The organism is Fodinicola feengrottensis, from assembly GCF_010993775.1.
Classification (GTDB): domain Bacteria; phylum Actinomycetota; class Actinomycetes; order Mycobacteriales; family HKI-0501; genus Fodinicola; species Fodinicola feengrottensis.
Genome location: NZ_WOTO01000024.1, coordinates 18152 through 36884, shown reverse-complemented (window position 1 = coordinate 36884; position 18733 = coordinate 18152). Strand labels below are relative to the sequence as shown.

Genomic DNA, 18733 nt, shown 5'->3' with positions numbered 1-18733 from the left:
CCCGGCGCGAACGCTGGGTCAGGCGGCGACGCCGGTACGCCGGCGGCTCATCCGGTGGCGGCCGCCGATGCGGGCGTCGGGTCGCGTACGCACCGCGATCTGACGCAGCCACACCGCCGCCACCAGGCCGCCGACCGACATCCCCCACGGCACCCACGGATATCCGAGCCCCGCGGCCAGCACAACGAGCGTGGCGACCACGCCCAGGACCGAGTCCACCAGCCTTACGACGAAAACATCGCGCGAACGCTGCCGGGCGACGATCTCCGTGACATACGGCAGGGTCGCCGCCCAGGTGGCCAGGTAGACGGCCCAGCCGACGACCGCGATCGCGGACAGCTCGTACTTCCCGCCGGTGACCAGCCACCCGAGTGGGCCGCGCAGCGCAGCCGCCACCACGCCGACCATGATCACCACCGCCACCACCAGCGCCCAGACCGCACGGTTCGCCAGCTTCTTCTGGGTACGGCCGCGCTCGCCGGACTTTTCGGCGGACACGAACGTGGACAGCAGGAAGCTGCCGGCGCCGCTGATGACCGTCTGCGCGGGCGCCAACAGCAGCCGCGCGGCTTCCATCGCGCCGACCGCGGCCAGCGAGCCGAAAATCTGCACCATCAGCCGCGCCACCAGCAACGTCGCCGGTCGCATGGTGGCCTGCCCGGATCGCCAGGCGGCGAAGGCGGCCACCGTACGCAGGCCGGCGAAACCCGGTCGGAGCGCGGACAGTTCCGCACGGGGCAACTGAATGACAGCCAACAAGATGGCGGCGACCGCGCCGACGGTCATCGCGCCGAGCAGCTCGGTCAGCGACCAGGGCACGCCGAGCAGCCAGCCGACGGCCAACGCCAGCAGCGTGACGGCGAAGTACGTGCCGTCGTTCGCGACCAGCTTGCCGAATTCCTGCCGCGCCATCAGCGTCCGCCGGCCGGTCTCCTCTCCAGCAGCCAACAAGTGATGAGGACACCCAGCAGGAAAGCGGCCGACAACGTGCCGCCGCCAAAGAACAGCAGATATGCCAGCCCGGCCAGGAATCCGCCGGCGGCGCCGATGATCACGCTGACCGAAATCGCCGCCCGGATCTGGGGTTCGAAGCGGTCCAACACGGTCACGCTGTCGCCGACCCAGCCGGTGTAGAGCGCGGTCGCGGTGATCAACACCGAGACGCACAGCGCGTACAAACCGAGGCCGGCGGCGCCGAGCGTACGTGCCGCGACCAGCTGCAACACCAGGCTCGCGAACGCGGTGATCCCCTGCGAGACCAGCGCCGAGCTGGCCCGCCGGGCCAGCAGCCCGCGGCCCGGTGGGCTCACGCCTGCGGCGCGGCGGCGCGGCGAGCCGGCCGGGACGTGCCGCTGAAGGTGAAGACGTGACCGACGACCGTCACCGAGTAGAGGTCAAGCTGCTGCACCAGCCGGCGGAGCGGGCCGAGCGTCGTACCCCGCCGGGTGACCACCAGGGCGGCCCCGCAGTGCCGGGCCATCGCGGCCGCGTCCGGGGAGCTGACCAGCGGCGACGAGTCGACGATGACCATGTCGTACTTGGTCCGCATCTCCACCAGCGCCTTGGCCATCGCGGCCGACCCGAAGACGCCCGGCACGTTGCCGACAGCGGCACCGGCCGGCATCAGCCACAGCGCGTTGTCGCCGCCGAGGTCCACCGAATACGTGCATTCGTCGACGGTCGCGTGCTGGGCGGCCAGTGCGGTCAGCCCGCGGGCCTCCCGGGCCAGCCCGAACAACTCGGACAGCCGCTGCACCCGGATGTCGCCGTCGACGATCAGTACGCGCGCGCCATCGCGAGCCGCCGCGGCCGCGAGGTGCAGGGCGGTGGTCGTACGCCCCTCGCCGCGGGTCGCGCCGGTGACCAGCAGAACCCCCGCCGCCCATGGTGGCCTGCAGGCCGGACGCGACCAGCTGGTAGCTCTCGGACGGCATGTTCGCCACGTGGTCGAGGGTGACCGCCTCCGCGCGGGTGACCTCGGGAACCTCGCCGAGCAGCGGCGCGCCGATGATCTCGCCGGCGTCCTCGGCGGCCCGGGCCCGCCGGTCCCGGTCGGCCCGCAGCCAGGCGAGTGCGCCGGCCAGCAGCAGGCCAAGCAGCAAGCCGATGCCCGCCTCCTTGTACGGCAGGCCGCCGCCGGCCGCACTGTCCGCGCTCGCCGGGTTCACCAGCGAGACGCCGTTGTTGAACAGCGTGGACCAGAGCCGGATGTGGCTGGCCTGCACGTCGAGCGCGGACAGCGTCTGGGTGGCCGAGCTCTGGTCGGCCTTGTCGATGCTGCTGGTCGCCGTCTTGGGGGTGCCGGCGTCGCCGCCAGACAGCTGCGACACCACTTTGGACCGAGCGGCCGAGATCGCGGCCAGCGCGGACGTGGTCGCGTCCGTGACGTCTGCCTGGGTCTCGTCCTGATACGCCTTCACCACGGCGTTCGCGCGTTCCGCGCCGCGGTCGTCGCGCTCAGCGCGGTGGCGGTCACCGCGATGTCCTCGCCGGTGTCGCTGGCGGTCGCGGTCACGCTCGTACGAAGGTCCGCCACGCTGGTGTCGCCGAGCGACTTCGCGGCCTGCTGCAGCACCTTGTCCGAGGTCACGTAGATCGCGCGCTGCTTCACATACCGGACGAAAGCGGCCTCGCTGTTGATGTTCACGCCAATGACGTTGTCCGGGCCGGGGGTCGACAGCGTCATCACCGCCTTAGCGGTGGCCTGCCCTTTCAGCACGAAAGTCACGCCGACGCTCAGCGCCACCGCCAGCAGCACGATCGCGGCCGAGGTCGCCCGGTAGCGCCAGAACGCCTCCAGGATGCCCGGCGCGGAGCGCTCATCCATCGCGCTCACTCCGGCTCACAGCCACCGCCCATTCCCGACCCCAGGTACTTAGCCCTTTAAGGCTACGTCCACCACTGGCCGTCACGGCCGAAACGGACGAAACCGGTGCCCAGACCAGGGTATTCGATGCGGCCGTACGAGTGCGCCGCTCCGAACGGCGACAAACGTCGGCCGAACATCCACCGGGCGACGGGCGGATGGCGAGCCGGCGTCGGCCAAGCGGTGATACGGGTGGTTTGGGCGTAGCATCCCACCGATGCCCTCCAGACCGGTCCAAAGAGACGCGCCACCGGACGCCCACTGGCGTCGGCGGTTGGCGGTATGGGCCGTGGTGGTGCTGGTCGGCGCGGTCACCATTGTGGTCGGCGGCCGGCTCCTGCTGGTCGACCTGCCCCGGGCGATGAGTTCGGAGAGCTCGGAGCCGCCGGGAGTGGACACCTCCCGGGCGGACCGTGCGAACACTGTTCCGGTAGCGATTCCGACCACCGACTACCCGATCCCACCGGGCAGCCTCTACGTCTCCCCCGCCGGGAATGACAGCGCGGACGGCGGCAAGGACACCCCCCTGCGTACGGTCGGCGCCGCCCTGGACCGGGTGCCCTCCGGCGCACCGTGGTGCTCCGCGCCGGCGTCTACCGGGAATCCGTGGACGGGCTGGGAAAACCGTTCATCCTGCAGCCGTATCCGGGCGAGCAGGCGTGGATATCCGGCGCCGACGTGGTCACCGGCTGGGTCGCCGACGGGTCGACCTGGCGGCACGACAACTGGGATGTCCAGCTGTGCCACAGCTGTTTCCTGCCGAACATCATCGATCCGGCCTACCCGCAGGCCGGTTTCCCTGACATGGTGCTGATAAACGGCCAGCCATTGCGCCAGGTCGGCAGCCGCGACAAGGTGCAGGCCGGCACGTTCTTCGTCGACCAAAGCCGCCATGTCCTGTACGTCGGCACCTCGCCAGCCGGCAAGACGGTGGAATCGGCCGTACGCACCCAGTTCGCGGTGCTGGACTCCGGCGCCGCCGGCGCGGTCATCCGGGGCGTCGGATTCCGTTCTTTCGCGTCCAACCAGGACTACAAAGACCATCCGGCGATGGTCTCGGTCAATGCTCGGAAGGTCACTTTCGAAAAGGATGTTTTCCTCGGCTCCGCCGCCACCGGGCTGCTGATCGCGCAGCCGGACGCGACCATCAGTAGCAGCCTCTTCGACCGCAACGGCCTCGCCGGCATCGTCGCCAACAAAGCCGACAACATCAGGATCGTCGGCAACACCATGGTCGGCAACAACGCCGAGCATTTCGCCATCTCCGGTGATTCGGTGGGGGCCGCCGGCACCAAGATCACCCGTACCAAACGGCCGTACATCGCCAGGAACATCTTTCGGGACAACCACTCCAACGGCTGGTGGTGCGACCTGGGCTGCAGCGACGCGGTGGTGATCGGGAACCTCGCGAGCGGCAACCAGGTCAACGGCCTGTTCTACGAGATTTCCGCACGGGCCTTGGTCGCGTCCAACGTGATGGCGGGCAATGCCAAGCTGGGCCTGAAAATCTCCAGCTCGGACAACGTTCGGGTGGTCAACAACACGATGGTCGGCAACCAGAGCAACCTCGGCGTCTACAACGATCCGCGCGGACCGGACAGCGACCCGTACTCCAACGGCATGGGCCAGGTCTGGGACAGCCGCAACACCCGGCTGCTGAACAACTTGATGGTCGGTGACGTGGATTCCGACCAGCCGTTCGTGATCACCGCGGACTACAAGAACCCACCGCGGACCAGTGCCGCCCAGATGATCGTGGCCAGTGACGGCGGTTGTTACGTACGCGCCAACGCCCACCTTCCCAGCGTGCTGGTTTCCTGGTGGAATTCACCGTCCGATGTGGACGCGTACGGATCGCTGGCGCAATGGCGACAGGCCACCGGCTTGGAGGCACACGGCCAGGAACTGACCGGTGGGCCGGGCGATGTCTTCGTCAATCCGGGCGCGCTGAATTTCCGCCCACAACCCAGTTCCCCGGCCGCGCACGGCGGTCAGCCACTGCCGTCCGAGGTGGCATCCGCGCTTGGCCTGACGACGACGGCCAGCCCAGCTCGCGGTGCTCTGGGTCGGGCCGGGCGTCGACTAAAGTTCTTTCGCGCGTTCGGCTGGTACGAGCACCACATCGCGGCTGCCATAGCGCGGAAGGGGCGCCGGGTTGGCCAGCTCGTCGGCGGTCAGCAGGTGCAGCGAGTCGTCGCCAATAGCGAAAACCAGATATCCGGTGGCGTGCAGGTCGCTGATCACTGCTCGCAGCCGCGGCACCTTTTTCAGCACCTCCACCACGATCGTGGGGCGGGTCTCGGCGATCCTCGACCGTACCGACTCCAGCACCTGGGCCTCATAGCCCTCGATGTCCAGCTTCAGCAGGTCCACACCGTCCACAAGGGACGACATGCGGACGGTCGGGACCGTGACCGCACGAGTGGACGGCCGGTTGCCGACGCCCTCGTTTCCGGCCGACAGATAAGCCCCAGTAGGCGCCGAATACTGTTCCTGGTCCGGCAGCGAAAGCTCCATCGTTTCCGGAGCGTCGTCACCCACCACGGCGGCCTGCACGATGTCCACATTCCGTAGTGCATTCAGCCGTACGTTCGCCCGTACGATGTCCGCCGACTCCGGATTCGCCTCCACCGCCACATATTTCGCGTCCGGCGCGGCCGCCGCGCCCTGCACGGTGTAGTAACCGATATTGGCGCCGAGCTCCAGGATCCCGGTGGCCCGCTCACACAATCGCCGCCACCACAACGTTTCGCAGCCCTCATAGCCGGATTCCCCGTACCAGTAAAGCAATCGGGCCAGCCGCGACTCGACCGCGGTGAGCCGCAGCCCCGGGTTGTCGGGAAGCGCGAAGTCGCGCATCGGCGCCAACGGCCGGTGCCGCAGCAGCGAAACCGCCGGCGCCCACAACCGCTGCTGGACGCCGGAGGATCCAGCGAACCGCCGGTGCACCTGTGCGACCACTCCCGGTGGCACCGCACGAAGGCCCCGCGACAGGCCCTGTCGAGCCCGTACCCGGAGCCGCGTACTTAATGGCAGTGTCATGCCACCATGCTAATTCAACTGGCGACCACTGCTGTGGAGTTCGGTGAGGAGCGGGCGTTCCCGTACGGATCGGAGACCCTGATCCGGTAGTAATGCGAACTGCCGCTGGCGAGGCCGGTGTCGGTGAACGACAGCGATGGCAGCGTCCAGAAATTCGTCGACGCGGTGGTGGTGTAAACCGGCGTCGACCCGTTGTCGCGGATCACCTCGTACGTGAGTTTCGCGTTGTCGCGGTCCCACGTGGTCTTCCAGGTCACCTTCAGCGTCTTGCTGCCAGCGGTGGCCACCGTGGGGGCCGCGAACGGCACCTCCGGCGCGTTGATGTCCGGCTTCACCGCGGTCGTCGCGAAATGCGTCAGGCCCTGCTGCGCGACCCCCCCCGACCTGAGTGAACTCGCCGCCCACCCAGAGATATTTGTCGTCGTTCGCCATCGACCACGGGCCCTGCTTGTAATACGAGCTGGTCGGGCCGTAGTTGATCTGCGGGAACCAGTGCAGCAGCTGGTTTTTCGAGGCGCCGCCGGAATCCGCGGTCTCGGCCAGCAACCGCTGGTACGTCGCCGGGTTGGTCTGTCCCCAACCGCCCATCGAACTGCAGTCATGCGCGTGCGATCCACTGTAGACAACGCCGTTCTGCACCGCGATCGTCGTCGTGGCGCCGAGGCAGGTGTCCTTCCATAACAGCTTTCCGGTGGCCGTGTCGACCGCCAGCCGACCGTCGAAAACTCCGCCGCCTTCACCATGCGCGCCGGCGAAAACCGTCGGACCGACCACGACCACATCGGTGACACCGGAATACTGGGTGCCGTTGCGCGGCGGGATCGGCCGCGGGGGGTGCTCCATGGGGTGAGCGCGCCGGTGCCAGTGGAGCTGACCGCGCCGATGCTGTTTTCGTTGCTGCCGTTGAGATGGTCGAAGTCGCCGCCGACGATGACCCGACTGCCGTCGGTGCTGAGCGCCATCGTACGAACGGTGTTGTCCGTCGACGGGTTCCACGGCAGCAAAGCGCCGGTGGCCCGGTCGAAGGCGGCCAGCCGAGTCCGCGGCTGGCCGTTGACGGTGGTGAAGTTGCCGCCGATGTAGACCGTCGTCGCCGAGACGGCGACTGCTCGTACGCGACTGTTGATGGTCGCCGAAATCGGCTCCAGCGCGCCGGTGCTCAGGTTGATGCCGGCGAACCGGCTGCGGGCATGCCCGTCCACCGCGGTGAAATCGCCACCGAAGTAGACGGCTTTGCCGTCCGGCGCCGCCGCGACGCCGAAAATCGCGTCGCAGAGCCACTTGTTCGTACCCACCGAGTCGCATTCCGGGCCGGGGTTGGTCGTCGACGTGTACGCCGTTCCGGTCACCGGGTGATTGAAGGTGGTCGGCGCGCCGGAAGCGATGTCAAACGCGGCCAGGTTCGACCGGGACTGCTGGCTGGACGCGCCGGCCGCCGCGCCCGGCGGCCGGATATCGTTGAAGTTCCCGCCGGCGAAAAAACGGTCGACCCGGACCGTGCCAGCGCCCAGACCCAGATGCCGTCCGTCTGCCACGTCGACAGCGGATCGGCGGTCACGGTGGCCGGGGTGCCGGCCGGTGGCGCGGTGTCGGCATTGGCCGGCACCGCAGCCGGCACCGCCAGCGCGAGACCGGCCGACAGCGCGACCGCGGCTGTCAGGGCACGAAATTTCCAGGACACTGGGAATCACTTCCTATTGTTGACAAGCCGCGGCCTGTGCGCTTACAAGCAGATGAACCACGGGCATTTGACGGTTACCGCGTCGCCGTACGGCGAGGAACGCTTGTTGTTGAACGGATCCGCGACCTTCACCCGGTAGTAGTGCGAGCTGCCGGTGACCAGACCCGTGTCCGTGAAGGAAAGCGTGGGCAGCGTCCAGAAATTCGTGTTCACCGTCGTGGTGTAGATCGGCGTGGTTCCGTCGTCTCGGAAAAGCTGGTACGTGGTGGCCGTGTTGTCCCGGTCCCAGGTCGCGTCCCAGCTGACCTTCAGCGAGGTTTTGCTGGCATTGGTGGCGACCGGCGCGGCGAAGGGCGCTTCGGGCGGGTTGATGTCCGGTGCCACGCTCTTGGGCGCGAACCGGGTCAAGCCCTGCTGGTCGACGCCGCCGACCTTGGTGAATTCGCCGGCGACCCACAAATACGTGTCGTCGTTGGCCATCGCCCACGGGCCCTGTTTGTAGTACGAGTCCGCCGGGCCGGTGTTCACCGAGGGGAAACCAGTGCAGCAGCTTGTTTTTCGAGGCACCGCCGGAATCCGCGGTCTCGGCCAGCAGCCGCTGGTAGGTCGCCGGGTTGGTCTGCGACCAGCCACCCATCGAGCTGCAGTCATGCGCATGGGAGCCGCTGTAGACAATGCCGCCTTGCACCGCGATCGTCGTGGTGGCGCCCAGGCAGGTGTCTTTCCATTGGGTCGTACCAGTGTTGGTGTCCACCGCGAACCGGCCGTCGAAAACACCGCCGCCTTCACCGTGTGCGCCACCGAAAACCGTCGGTCCGACGACGACCAGCTCGGTCACGCCAGAGAACTGGCTGCCGTTGGGCGACTGGATCGGCCGGCTGTTCCAGGTGGTCAGTGCGCCAGTGCTGGCGTCCACCGCGCCGATCGCGTTTTCGTTGCTGCCATTGAGATGCGGGAAGTCTCCACCGACGATGACCCGGCTGCCGTCCGAGCTGAGCGCGAGCGTACGCACGGTGTCATCCGCGGCCGGTGCCCACGGCAGCAACGCTCCGGTGGCCCGGTCCAACGCGGCCAGCCGAGTCCTGGTTTGTCCGTCCACCTGGGTGAAATCGCCGCCAATGTAGACGGTCGTCGCCGAGACGGCGATTCCTCGCACCCGCCCGTTGATGTCCGGGGTCATCGCCGGGTCCAGCTGCCCGGTGGAAAGACTGACACCGGCCAGCCGGCTGCGCGGCTCGCCGTCGACGTGGGTGAAATCGCCGCCGAAATACAGCGCGCTGCCGTCCGGCGCCGCCTTGACCCGGAAAATTGCCTGGCAGAGCCATTCGTTGGTGCCCACCGAGTCATTCGGGGCCCGGGTTGGTGGTCGAGCTATACGCCGTGCCGGTCACCGCGTGGTCGAAACCGGTCGGTTGCCCAGTGGCCACATTGAAGGCCGCGAGGTTGGACCTGGTCAGCTGGCTGGGATCGCCGTCAGCCGTGCCGGGCGGGCGAATGTGGTCGAAATTCCCACCGGCGTAAACCGTTCCGCCGCTCTGGGTGAGGCTCCAGACAATGCCGTTGGTCTGCCAGGTCGGCAGGTTGTCGGCGGTGACCGTCTCGGGCGTACCGGCCGGCGGCGCGGTGTCCGCGTGCGCGAGCGGCGCCAGCGCGAGGCTGGCGATCAAGGTCAGGGCAGCGCCAGCCGCGACGATCAGACCTCGTCGGAACCTGGCCTTTGGTGACGGGGACGCGGGCGACGATAACGCAGCTGGCATCTGTGGTCCTTGCTGGAAAGGGCCCGCGACGGCAGCGAAAGAGCCGCTCACGGAAAGCGATCGGTCCGCGCCACGCTAACTCTTTCCCACCATGGCGCGAATAGTCTGTTCGTCCACTCCAGATAGCCGGACCGCTATTCTTTATGACTCTTTCGACGGCCAATTGTGCGCGTTAATGAAGTGCCGAAAATCCCCGCAACAGCCAGCAAAACGGGCACAAAAACGCTCCGGGAGCCGCCCCTAAGGGCAACTCCCGGAGCGTACGGAAGATTCTTTTTTACTTGCTGATGGCTATGCCGGCACCGTGACGGAATTGGGGTTTGATCGGGTGTTGTGATACGGATCGCTCACTTTTACCCGGTAGTAGTGAGAACTTCCGGCGGCCAGGCCCGAGTCGGTGAAAGTCAGCGTCGGCAGGGTCCAGAAGTTGGACGTTGCCGTCGTCGTGTAGATCGGGGTCGTGCCGTTGTCACGGAAGACCTGATAGGTCAGGTCCGCGTTATCCCGGTCCCAGGTAGCCTTCCAGGTGACCTTCAGCGCGGTGCTGCCGACCGCGCCGACGGTGGCGGCTGCGAACGGCGTTTCCGGGCGGGTTGGTGTCCGGCGCCACGCTCTTGGTCGCGAACCGGGTGAGGCCCTGCTGATCGGCGTCGCCGGCCCTGGTGAATTCACCGCCGACCCACAGGTAGTTGCTGTCCGCGACCAGTGCCCACGGACCCTGCTTGTAATACGAGGTTTCCGGGCCGTAGTTGACATACGGGAACCAGTGCAGCAGCGTGCTCTTGCTGCCACTGCCGGCGGTTTCGGCTACCAGCCGCTGATAAGTCGACGGATTCGTCTGCGGCCAGCCACCCATCGAGCTGCAGTCGTGCCCATGCGATCCGCTGTAGACAACACTGCCCTGCACCGCAATCGCTGTGGTGGCGCCAAGACACGTGTCCGTCCACAGGGTGTTGCCGGTATTCGTGTCGACCGCGAACCGGCCGTCGAAAACGCCGCCACCCTCGCCGTGCGCTCCGCCGTAGACGGTCGAGCCGGCCACCACCAGGTCTGTCACCCCGGAGTATTTGCTGCCGGACGGCGCCGGCCCGGCCGACTGTTCCACTGCGTCAGCGCGCCGGTGCCGGTCGCACTCACCGCGCCAACGCTGTTTTCGTTGCTGCCATTGAGTTTTGCGAAATCGCCGCCGACGATGACCCGGCCGCCGTCGGCGGACAGGGCCAGCGCCCGTACGGTGTCGGTCGCGGTCGGCGCCCACGGCAACAACGCGCCGGTGGCCCGGTCGAGCGCGGCCAGCCTCGTACGCGGCTGCCCGTTAACCGTGGTGAAGTCACCACCGATGTAGACCGTGGTGGCCGAAACCGCGATGCCGCGGATCCGGTTGTTCACCAGCGCGCTCATCTTGGCGTCGAGCTTTCCGGTGGTCAGGTCGAAACCGGCGAGCCGGCTGCGGGCCTGGCCATCCACGTGGGTGAAATCGCCACCGATATAGAGCGCCTTGCCGTCTGGCGAGGTCTTGGCCCGAAAGACCGCGTCACAGAGGTATTCGTCGGTGCCGATCGTCTGGCATTCCGAGCCGGTTGGAGACGTAAGCCGTGCCGGTCACCGCGTGCGCGAAGGTGGTCGGTTTTCCAGTCGCCACATCGAAAGCGGCGAGATTGCTACGGCTGAGCTGAGCGTAGTCGCCAGGCGTGGTGCCGGGCGGTCGTACGAAGTCGAAATTGCCGCCGGCGAAAACCGTCGAGCCGGCCTGCGCCAAACTCCACACGATGCCATCGGTCTGCCAGGTCGACAGTGGATCGGCGGTGACGGTTTCCGGCGTGCCAGCCTTGGGCGAGGTGTCGCCCCAGGCGGTGGCGAGCACGGACGCGACGGTCACCACGGCGATCGAGCCGGCGGCGACGGCCAGTGGCTTCCAGAGCCGCTTTCGGGCACCTGACATTGCGCAGCACCTTTGCTGTCCAGGACCTGCCAGCAGCGCGCCGTCGGGCTGCTCGAAAGCGATCGGTCGAAGCACAATGTAGCGCCGCTCGACCGGCCGAAATACGGTGGCCGGCGGTACGAACGATGTTCGCGGCAAACAAAACGGCGGCAGCAAAAGAAACCCTGACCGACAACCGGACATTACGCCATCATTCTCGTCAAAAAACTAATGGCACCTTACGGCTCGACTCGTCCTTCCGGCCAGACTCGTCCTTCTAGTCAGAAAAGAGTGCCCTGTCAGTCGGCAGCGCGTCGAAGGTGTCCGCGAGCGCCCGGACGGCCTCTCGCGCGTCCAACCCTCTGCGGCGATGGTCAGCGGTGACACCTGGCCGCTGCTAATCGTACGATCGGCATATCCATCGATAGAGCTATCCATGGTTTCGGCGGGGTCGTGCCCGCATTGGTCGGCGACGGGATCGCGATCGCCCGTACGCTGGTCGGAATCGGTGTTATCTGGAGGAGAAAACGATGGACGTAGCCGCCACGCGCGACTGGGTGCACGGCATCGCCGCGGCCATCGACGAGCACACCGACCTGCTGACCCAACTCGACTCGGCGATCGGCGACGCCGACCACGGCGCGAATATGCACCGCGGGTTCGCCGCCGTCGTGGCCGCGCTCGAAGGCCGCGAGGTGGCCACGGTCGGGGACCTCCTCGTGACCACCGGCATGACCTTGATCAGCAGCGTCGGCGGCGCCGCCGGACCGCTGTTCGGCAGCGCTTTCCGGGCCATCGGCAAGGCCCTCCCTGACCCCAACGCCGACCCGAAACAGCTGCTGGTGGGCTTGACCGACGGTCTCGCCGCGATCCAGCGGCTAGGCGCGGCGGCGCCCGGCGACAAGACGATCGTCGATGCGTACGCGCCGGCGCTGGCCGCCTTCGAAGATGAGCTGGCGGCCGGCGGCGACCTCGTTTGCGCCACCTCGCGGGCAGCGGAAGCGGCCGAGAAAGGCATGCGGGCGACCGCGCCGCTGGTCGCCCGCAAAGGCCGCGCGTCCTATCTCGGCCAGCGCAGTGTCGGCCACCAGGACCCGGGCGCCACTTCGACCGCGCTGATCTTCCGGGCCCTCGCCGAGGCGGTGGCCGGCCGGTGAACAGCCCCCCCAAAATGGAGCGGCGCTGCTTTTAGCCTGAACTAGTTGTTACCGGCCGAGTAGTGCGTACCGACCTGAAGTGCGGTCAATGCGGTCGGATAGAAGGCCACATCGTCAATGCCACCGTGGAACCAGTTGCTCGCCGGCACGCCCGGCCAGTACGCGAGATTGTCGCCACCCAGCCGCCAATAACCGGTAATGGCCTGCGCGGTCGTCGTCGGGTTGGTCCCCACCAGCGCACCATCGACGTAGAGCGCCATTCCGGTCGCGCCCTGAGTCGCCACCACGTGATGCCATCCACCACTCTGGTACGAACCCGGCGACGTGATGGTCTGCGGCCCGTTATTCCACACACCGAACACCAGTTTCCCAGCGTTGTTGATATATATCTGCCGGTCGTAGTTGGTGCTGTTACCGGTGGCCGCGTTCCCAAAACCGACCAGTTTCCCACCGGTCGGATAGGCCGTACCAAACCAGAACTCGATGGAGTACGTGGTGGGTGCCGCAGCGGCGGACGGGGTGGTCAGAATGCCGTTCGAGGTCCCGTTCGTACGAATGGCCGCGTTCGGCAGCACTCCCGGCGCACCGGACTGGTTCAGCTGGATCCCGCTGCCGAATCTGCCGGTCTTGGAGCCGGTCGCGTCGGCCGCCGTGGTGCCACTCTTTTCGTTCAGTTGCCAGTAAGGACTGGGCCCGGACGCGGCGACCGCACCGCCGTACCTGCCCAGCGGGCTGACCGACCCGGCCACCGCGGCCGAGGCTGGTGACGTACGCGAATTACCGAACGGATCGGTGACTTTCACGGTGTACGTATGCGAACTGCCGGCGGCGAGGCCATTGTCCACATATCTGAGCACTGGCAGCGTCCAGAAATTCGAGTTCGCCGAGACGGTGTAGATCGGCGTGCTGCCACCATCGCGGTAAAGCGAATAGGTCAGGTTCGCGTTGTCCCGGTCCCAGGTGGCCTGCCAGTTGACGCCCAACGAAGTCGTGTGCCGCGCGGGGTCACCATCGGCGCCAGCATCGGCTCCGGCGGGTTGACGTCCGGCGCGGTGGCCTTGTAAACGTACCGAGTGAGGCCCTGCTGTGGCTGGCCGTTCGCGGTGGTGAACTCGCCGCCGACCCACAAATCGGTGTCATCGTTGGCCATCGCCCACGGTCCCTGCAGATAGTACGAGTTCGGCGGGCCCGGATTCACGGTGGGGAACCAATGCAGCAGCGTCGGTTTGGCCGCACCGTGGGAATCCGCGGTCTCGGCCAGCAATCGCTGATAGCGGCGCGGGGTCACTTCCCCGAAAGCGCCCAAATCGCTGCAGTCGTGCGCGTGCGAGGCGCTGTAAAGAACGCCCTTCATCAGCGCGATCGCCGAGGTCGCGCCGTAACAGTTGTCTTTCCAGATCAGGTTGCCGGTGTTCACGTCCGCGGCAAAGCGGCCGTCGAAAATGTTCGGACCGTGGCCGTTCGCGCCCGCGTAGACGGTGTTTTCCCGTCCACCACCAGGTCCCAGACGGTCGAATACGTGTCGGCGGCGGTGTTCCGCGGCGGCACCGGCCGGCTGCTCCAGGGCATCGTCGCACCGGAGGTGGCGTCCACCGTCGCGATGCCGTTGATCGTGGTGCTGTTGATGTGGTCGAAAACGCCGCCGACGATGACGTGCGATCCGTCTGTACTCAACGCCATGGTGTAGACCGTGTGATCGGCGGTCGGGGCCCACGGCAGCAAAGCACCGGTGGCGCGGTCAAAAGCGGCCAGCCGGGTCCGAGGCTGCCCGTTGACGCTGGTGAAATCGCCACCAATGTAGACAGTCGTGTTGGAAACCGCGATGGCGCGTACGCGACTGTTGATACTTGGCGCGAGGTTCGTCACCAAGGCACCGGTCGCGAGGTCGTACGCGGCGAGTTTCTGCCGCACCTGCCCTTCGGCGTGATCGAAGTCGCCACCCAGGTAGATCGTCTTGCCGTCCGGGGATGTCTTGACCCGCAACACTTCCTTGCACACGTACGTGCCGGTACCGGCCGCGTCGCACTCGCCGGGAGACGGATTGCTGGCCGCTGCGAACGGCGTTCCGCCGATGTCCGGCTGGAAGGCGGTCGGGTTGCCGGTCGCGATGTCGAAAGCCGCGACGCCGTGCCGGACCTGCTGATGGGAGTCGCCCACCGAGGTGCCCGGCGGCCGGATCGAACCGAAGTCGCCGCCCGCGATAACCGTGGAGCCGGACCGTGCCAGCGCCCACACGATCCCGTCGGTCTGCCAGGTCGGCTGCGGGTCCGCGGTCGCGGTTTCCAGGGTGCCGGCCGGCGGGGCGGTGTCGGCGGCCACCGGCCCGGCCGCGCCGATGCCGGCGACCAACACCGCGGCCACCGCGAGGACAAGCATTTTCGGTCTGTGTCTGGCGAAATATCCGAGTCTCACCGTTGAGGTCCTTCCGTCAGAAGCTCCGCGATAGCCGCGCGATAGCCGTCCGGCGAGAAGAGTCGGACCGCTCTTTCCTGTCCTTGTTGAGCCATTTCCCGGGCCCGCGGCCAGTCCTTGACCAGGCCGGTCACCGCGTCGGCCAGCGCCGCCGGGTCGCCGGCCGGCACCACCAGCCCGGTTTCGCCGGCCGCCACCGCCTCCACCAGACCTTGCGCGTCGGAACTGACCACCGGGCGTACGGCCAATTGGGCCTCGACCGCGACCAGTCCGAACGGCTCCAGCCGGGACGGCACCACCACGATGTCGGCTCGCTCGTACGCGCCCCACACATCGTCGGTGAAACCAGCGAAAGTCACCGCATCAGACAGGCCACGGTCGCGTACGCGATCGCGTAGGGCGGCCTCGAATGCTTCGTTCCCTGGAAAAACCGAGCCCACCAGCTCCAGGGTGGCCGGAATCCCCCGCTCGACAAGCAAACTCAGCGCGTCGATCGCGACGTCGGTGCCTTTACGCTCGGACAGCCGGCCGACATACAGCAGCCCCAACGGCGTCGAGGGGCTGGCCGGAAGATCCTTCAGCGGCCGGGGCGGGCCTGGAACCCCGTTGTAAATCAACACGGTTCGGCGAGCCAGCCGGCGGCTGCCGGCGGACAGGAAGTCCTTGGTGGCCGCGCTGTTGGCGATCACCTTGCGGGCCGCCCACAACGGACCAGTCAGTCCGAGTCTCACCAACCGGCCAACGCCAGCTTCCAGTTCGTGCACGTGGCCGATCACCGGGCGACCGGCTACCCGGCCAGCCAACACCCAAATCGGAATCGTCACGGTGTTCACGTACACGACACTTGGTTTGACCTTGCGTACCAACCGAACGCAGGCCGGCAGCGCGACCGCACTCTCGCGCAGAATGCGCAAAATGCCGCCGGCGGACAGATATCCGCGGCGCAGCACCGGCACCGGCAGCACCACAACCCGCGCACCAAGCTCTCTCACCCGATCGCTTAACGGCCCATCGGCCGGCACGGTCACCACGACCTCGATGCCTCGCTCACACAGCGCGGCCACGGTTTCGATCGCCATTTTGTCGGGGGGCGCCGTAGAGATCGGTGGAGGGATTTGCGACCAGGACTGCCCTTTTGCGCATTAACGCGGCCTCACCGGCATCGGGCGGGGCGTCATCGGCACCGCGGGGGACTGCGGGCCGGCCTGTCCGACAGGCGCGATCCGTTCACTGTCTGCGCGCAGCAATTCGGTCCAGGCCACCATCACGAAAAGCCAGGTGCTCGCGACATTAGCGGCGGCCCCGAGGCTCTCCACGAACATGCCGTCCACCACCAGGAAGGCGACCAGTCCCAACAGAATAGCCCTATCTGGGGCGATCGAGGGCGGAATCCGGCGAATGCGATAAAGCGTGAAGACCATCATCACCAGCAGCCCCACCCAGGCCACCGTGGCCACCAAACCGCCGTCCACCAGCACATTCACCAGCGCGTTGTGACCGCCGCCAAGGCCAATGGTCTGCAGGAAAAGTCCGCGGGTCGCGGTCAGCCCCCAGCCAAAGAGGGGCTTTTGCACAAAAAACTCCCACGCTGCGCCCACAGGTCGGTACGGGAATTCAGCGTCTCCAGCCGGGCGACCGATTCGCCGCGCTGGAAAAAGGCCAGGATCGCCGGCGCCGCGACGAGCGCGACCAGGCCGGTCACCAACCCGGCCACCAGGGTGATCTCCATTTTGCGGCGGCCCCGCCAGAACGTCCAGCCGAGCACCGCGAGACCGGCCGCCGCACCCACCACCGCGCGCGCGGGTCTGGGTCGCGATCAGTCCGCCGCCGACCAGCGCGAGCAAAAAAAGAGATAAACACTCAGCGGCCAGCGCGGCCCTTCCCGGTCGCCGCGATGGCTCAACAAATAGCCGACCACGATCATGGTGGCGATGCCGAGAAAAATGCCGGCCGTCACCGGGTGGATGGCCAGCCAGCTGAACCGGCCTTCCTCCTGCTGGGCATGTTGAAACGGAATAATGGCACCAAAGACGACAGAACCGGCAACCAGCACGAGGAAGGCGTGCGCGAAATTGTGCAACTCCCGACGGCCGGCGTGTTTGGCAATACAGCGAGTGACGACCAACACAATGACGAATTGCGCGGCGCGTACGAGCGCGAGCTGCGTGTACGGCGAATAAAGCGCTGAGACGGCCATCACAGTTACGTACGCGTACAGCAGGAAAACCATCGGACTGACCCGGCGAGGGCGCGGCGGACGGCCGTAGCGTAAAACGCAAAAAGCCCCAACTGTCAGATATATGACGATTTCCAGTAACACAAACGGATCTGCCTGACCACCCACCGCATCGTCGACCGACCGGGTGCGCACTTTGTAGTCGCTGGCCACGATCATCGCCAGCAAACACACCGGAACCCACTGTTCCCAGCGCTGAATGACCTGGTCACGGACCAGATGCAGGCGAAAACCAGTGCGGATGACCGCGGCCCGGCCGACCACTCGCCGGGCCGGCGTGCCTTCGGTCGCCATCAGAACCTCCCGGGCGCAGCGTAACGATCAGCCGGATGGACGATAAGGAGAAGCCGTAATTCGATCCATTCGGACCGGCACCTGGATACGGTCGGTGGGGTGCTGTCCAGAGTGGCTGGGCGGCGATCGGGTGAACAAAGAATCGTCTCGCCGGCGGCCGTCCGGACAGGAGTTTTATGCGGATAGCACTGGTCGGCACCCGCGGGGTGCCAGCCCGGTACGGCGGTTTTGAGACCTGCGTGGAAGAAGTTGGCGCCCGGTTGGCTGGTCGCGGGCACGATGTTCTCGTCTACACCCGGCGTGCGGGCGACCCCGCGGACCGGTTGAGCAGCTATCGCGGAATGCGGCTCACGCATCTTCCAGCCGTACGTCACAAAGCGCTGGAAACTCTCAGCCACACCGCGTTGTCGGTCGCCCACCTGCTGACCCAACGCGTCGACGCGGCCATTGTTTTCAATGCAGCGAACGCATTGTTTTTGCCGCTGCTGCGGATGCGCCACATTCCGGTGGCCACCCACGTGGACGGCCTGGAATGGAAACGCGCGAAATGGGGCGCGCTGGCCGGCGTTACTACCGGGCCGCCGAAGCGATGGCGGTCCGCTGGTCGGATGACCTGATCGCCGACGCGATCGGCATTCAGGAGTACTACCAGGACGAGTTCGGCGCCGGCTCGGACTACATCGCGTACGGCGCACCGATTCTGGACGGCATCGGCTCGGCCAAGCTGGCCGAACTGGAAGTCGAGCCCGGTGGCTATCACCTGGTGGTGGCCCGATTCGAGCCGGAAAACCATGTCGACGTGACCGTGGACGGATATGTACGCTCCGGCGCCAAACGGCCGCTCCTGGTGGTTGGATCCGCGCCATATGGCGCGGAACACACCGCGCGGATCCGGGAGTTGGCCGCTGGCAACGACAGTGTCCGGTTCCTCGGCGCGGTGTGGGACCAGGAACAACTCGACCAGCTTTACGCTGGCGCGTACACATACCTGCATGGCCATTCCGTTGGCGGTACGAATCCGTCGCTGCTGCGCGCGATGGGCGCCGGCGCACCGACGATCGCTTTCGATGTTCGCTTCAACCGCGAGGTGCTGGGTTCGGCCGGCCGCTATTTCGCCGACGCCACCGCGCTGGCCACCGAGATCACCGAGGCCGAAGCGGACCCGGACGGCACCGCGTCGCGCGGCCGGGGATCCCGGGCCGGGGCGGACCGTTACGACTGGGACGCGGTGGCCGAGAAGTACGAGCAACTGTGCGACCGGCTGGCCCGAGGCATCCGCCAACCACGGGTGTCCGGCCGTCGCGGCGCCCCGCATCGCGCACCGCTGCGGGCGGCCGTGGTCGCGTCGACCGGCACGGAGGACTGAG

At 67.0% G+C, this 18733-nt stretch carries 22 protein-coding genes and 2 pseudogenes; 5 read left to right on the top strand and 19 right to left on the bottom strand.

Going from position 1 to position 18733, the window contains the following annotated elements; translation table 11 throughout:
• Positions 1–18: 18 nt before the first annotated feature.
• The 3 genes from GNX96_RS22125 to GNX96_RS22115 are packed head-to-tail and all read right to left on the bottom strand — an operon-like array spanning position 19 to position 1867.
• The gene (locus tag GNX96_RS22125; RefSeq protein WP_163569528.1) at positions 19–912 is read right to left on the bottom strand and encodes a hypothetical protein; all 894 of its coding nucleotides are present in this window, start codon (positions 910–912) and stop codon (positions 19–21) included.
• A complete protein-coding gene (locus GNX96_RS22120; protein ID WP_163569527.1) occupies positions 912–1310 on the bottom strand; it encodes a polysaccharide biosynthesis protein in 399 nt (132 codons plus the stop codon). The genes GNX96_RS22125 and GNX96_RS22120 overlap by 1 nt, the downstream gene beginning before the upstream one ends.
• Positions 1307–1867 carry an AAA family ATPase gene (locus tag GNX96_RS22115; RefSeq protein WP_279581173.1) on the bottom strand — a complete coding sequence of 187 codons (561 nt, stop codon included), beginning with the start codon at positions 1865–1867 and terminating at the stop codon, positions 1307–1309. The genes GNX96_RS22120 and GNX96_RS22115 overlap by 4 nt, the downstream gene beginning before the upstream one ends.
• Positions 1868–1953: 86 nt before the next feature.
• Here GNX96_RS22115 and GNX96_RS22110 point away from each other — a divergent pair, with 86 nt between their 5' ends.
• On the top strand, positions 1954–2409 hold the full coding sequence (locus GNX96_RS22110; RefSeq protein ID WP_279581179.1) for a hypothetical protein: 456 nt from the start codon (positions 1954–1956) through the stop codon (positions 2407–2409).
• Positions 2410–2416: 7 nt separating this feature from the next.
• Here GNX96_RS22110 and GNX96_RS22105 read toward each other — a convergent pair whose 3' ends face one another.
• The gene (locus GNX96_RS22105) at positions 2417–2827 is read right to left on the bottom strand and encodes a hypothetical protein (RefSeq protein ID WP_163569524.1); all 411 of its coding nucleotides are present in this window, start codon (positions 2825–2827) and stop codon (positions 2417–2419) included.
• A gap of 843 nt (positions 2828–3670) precedes the next feature.
• Between GNX96_RS22105 and GNX96_RS64460 the strand changes: the two are divergent.
• Positions 3671–4432 (top strand): annotated as a pseudogene (locus tag GNX96_RS64460) (right-handed parallel beta-helix repeat-containing protein); the annotation flags it as partial.
• Between the two features lie 516 nt (positions 4433–4948).
• Here the strand turns inward: GNX96_RS64460 and GNX96_RS64455 are convergent.
• The 8 genes and pseudogenes from GNX96_RS64455 to GNX96_RS22065 all read right to left on the bottom strand — a co-directional run bounded on the left by GNX96_RS64455 (position 4949) and on the right by GNX96_RS22065 (position 11363).
• Entirely contained in the window at positions 4949–5725 is a 777-nt protein-coding gene (locus GNX96_RS64455) for an FkbM family methyltransferase (protein WP_390624112.1), read from the bottom strand.
• A gap of 197 nt (positions 5726–5922) precedes the next feature.
• Positions 5923–7443 carry a PQQ-binding-like beta-propeller repeat protein gene (locus GNX96_RS22090; protein WP_279581128.1) on the bottom strand — a complete coding sequence of 507 codons (1521 nt, stop codon included), beginning with the start codon at positions 7441–7443 and terminating at the stop codon, positions 5923–5925.
• 188 nt (positions 7444–7631) lie between these two features.
• Positions 7632–8117, bottom strand: a complete 486-nt coding sequence (locus tag GNX96_RS54130) for a hypothetical protein (RefSeq protein ID WP_279581127.1) — start codon at positions 8115–8117, stop codon at positions 7632–7634.
• 379 nt (positions 8118–8496) lie between these two features.
• Positions 8497–8769: pseudogene (locus tag GNX96_RS64450) on the bottom strand (hypothetical protein); the annotation flags it as partial.
• Positions 8770–8932: 163 nt separating this feature from the next.
• Positions 8933–9346 carry a hypothetical protein gene (locus tag GNX96_RS22080; protein WP_163569519.1) on the bottom strand — a complete coding sequence of 138 codons (414 nt, stop codon included), beginning with the start codon at positions 9344–9346 and terminating at the stop codon, positions 8933–8935.
• 499 nt (positions 9347–9845) lie between these two features.
• Positions 9846–10451: a hypothetical protein gene (locus GNX96_RS22075; RefSeq protein WP_163569518.1), complete on the bottom strand. Its 606-nt coding sequence runs from the start codon at positions 10449–10451 to the stop codon at positions 9846–9848.
• Positions 10400–10906 carry a WD40 repeat domain-containing protein gene (locus tag GNX96_RS22070; protein ID WP_390624111.1) on the bottom strand — a complete coding sequence of 169 codons (507 nt, stop codon included), beginning with the start codon at positions 10904–10906 and terminating at the stop codon, positions 10400–10402. Before GNX96_RS22070 ends, GNX96_RS22075 begins: the two co-directional genes overlap by 52 nt.
• Positions 10881–11363, bottom strand: coding sequence for a hypothetical protein (locus tag GNX96_RS22065; RefSeq protein WP_163569516.1), 483 nt, complete (start codon positions 11361–11363; stop codon positions 10881–10883). Before GNX96_RS22065 ends, GNX96_RS22070 begins: the two co-directional genes overlap by 26 nt.
• A 434-nt stretch (positions 11364–11797) precedes the next feature.
• On the opposite strand from GNX96_RS22065, the gene dhaL reads away from it, so the two are divergent.
• Positions 11798–12424: a dihydroxyacetone kinase subunit DhaL gene (gene dhaL, locus GNX96_RS22060; RefSeq protein ID WP_163569515.1), complete on the top strand. Its 627-nt coding sequence runs from the start codon at positions 11798–11800 to the stop codon at positions 12422–12424.
• Positions 12425–12465: 41 nt separating this feature from the next.
• Here the strand turns inward: dhaL and GNX96_RS22055 are convergent, their stop codons facing one another.
• The 7 genes from GNX96_RS22055 to GNX96_RS22025 all read right to left on the bottom strand — a co-directional run bounded on the left by GNX96_RS22055 (position 12466) and on the right by GNX96_RS22025 (position 17366).
• The gene (locus tag GNX96_RS22055; RefSeq protein ID WP_163569514.1) at positions 12466–13407 is read right to left on the bottom strand and encodes a LamG domain-containing protein; all 942 of its coding nucleotides are present in this window, start codon (positions 13405–13407) and stop codon (positions 12466–12468) included.
• On the bottom strand, positions 13359–13841 hold the full coding sequence (locus GNX96_RS22050; protein WP_163569513.1) for a hypothetical protein: 483 nt from the start codon (positions 13839–13841) through the stop codon (positions 13359–13361). Before GNX96_RS22050 ends, GNX96_RS22055 begins: the two co-directional genes overlap by 49 nt.
• Complete coding sequence (locus GNX96_RS22045; RefSeq protein WP_163569512.1) at positions 13838–14800, bottom strand: WD40 repeat domain-containing protein; 963 nt, start codon at positions 14798–14800, stop codon at positions 13838–13840. The genes GNX96_RS22050 and GNX96_RS22045 overlap by 4 nt, the downstream gene beginning before the upstream one ends.
• 32 nt (positions 14801–14832) lie before the next feature.
• Positions 14833–15915 (bottom strand): glycosyltransferase family 4 protein, encoded by a 1083-nt coding sequence (locus tag GNX96_RS22040; protein WP_279581125.1) that lies wholly within the window; start codon positions 15913–15915, stop codon positions 14833–14835.
• 63 nt (positions 15916–15978) lie between these two features.
• Positions 15979–16410, bottom strand: coding sequence for a hypothetical protein (locus GNX96_RS22035; protein WP_163569511.1), 432 nt, complete (start codon positions 16408–16410; stop codon positions 15979–15981).
• Complete coding sequence (locus tag GNX96_RS22030; RefSeq protein WP_163569510.1) at positions 16380–16625, bottom strand: hypothetical protein; 246 nt, start codon at positions 16623–16625, stop codon at positions 16380–16382. The genes GNX96_RS22035 and GNX96_RS22030 overlap by 31 nt, the downstream gene beginning before the upstream one ends.
• A gap of 27 nt (positions 16626–16652) precedes the next feature.
• Positions 16653–17366, bottom strand: a complete 714-nt coding sequence (locus tag GNX96_RS22025) for a hypothetical protein (RefSeq protein ID WP_163569509.1) — start codon at positions 17364–17366, stop codon at positions 16653–16655.
• Positions 17367–17542: 176 nt separating this feature from the next.
• Here GNX96_RS22025 and GNX96_RS54120 point away from each other — a divergent pair, with 176 nt between their 5' ends.
• Complete coding sequence (locus tag GNX96_RS54120; protein ID WP_279581124.1) at positions 17543–17983, top strand: glycosyltransferase; 441 nt, start codon at positions 17543–17545, stop codon at positions 17981–17983.
• The gene (locus GNX96_RS22020) at positions 17956–18732 is read left to right on the top strand and encodes a glycosyltransferase (protein ID WP_279581123.1); all 777 of its coding nucleotides are present in this window, start codon (positions 17956–17958) and stop codon (positions 18730–18732) included. The genes GNX96_RS54120 and GNX96_RS22020 overlap by 28 nt, the downstream gene beginning before the upstream one ends.
• Position 18733: the final 1 nt, after the last annotated feature.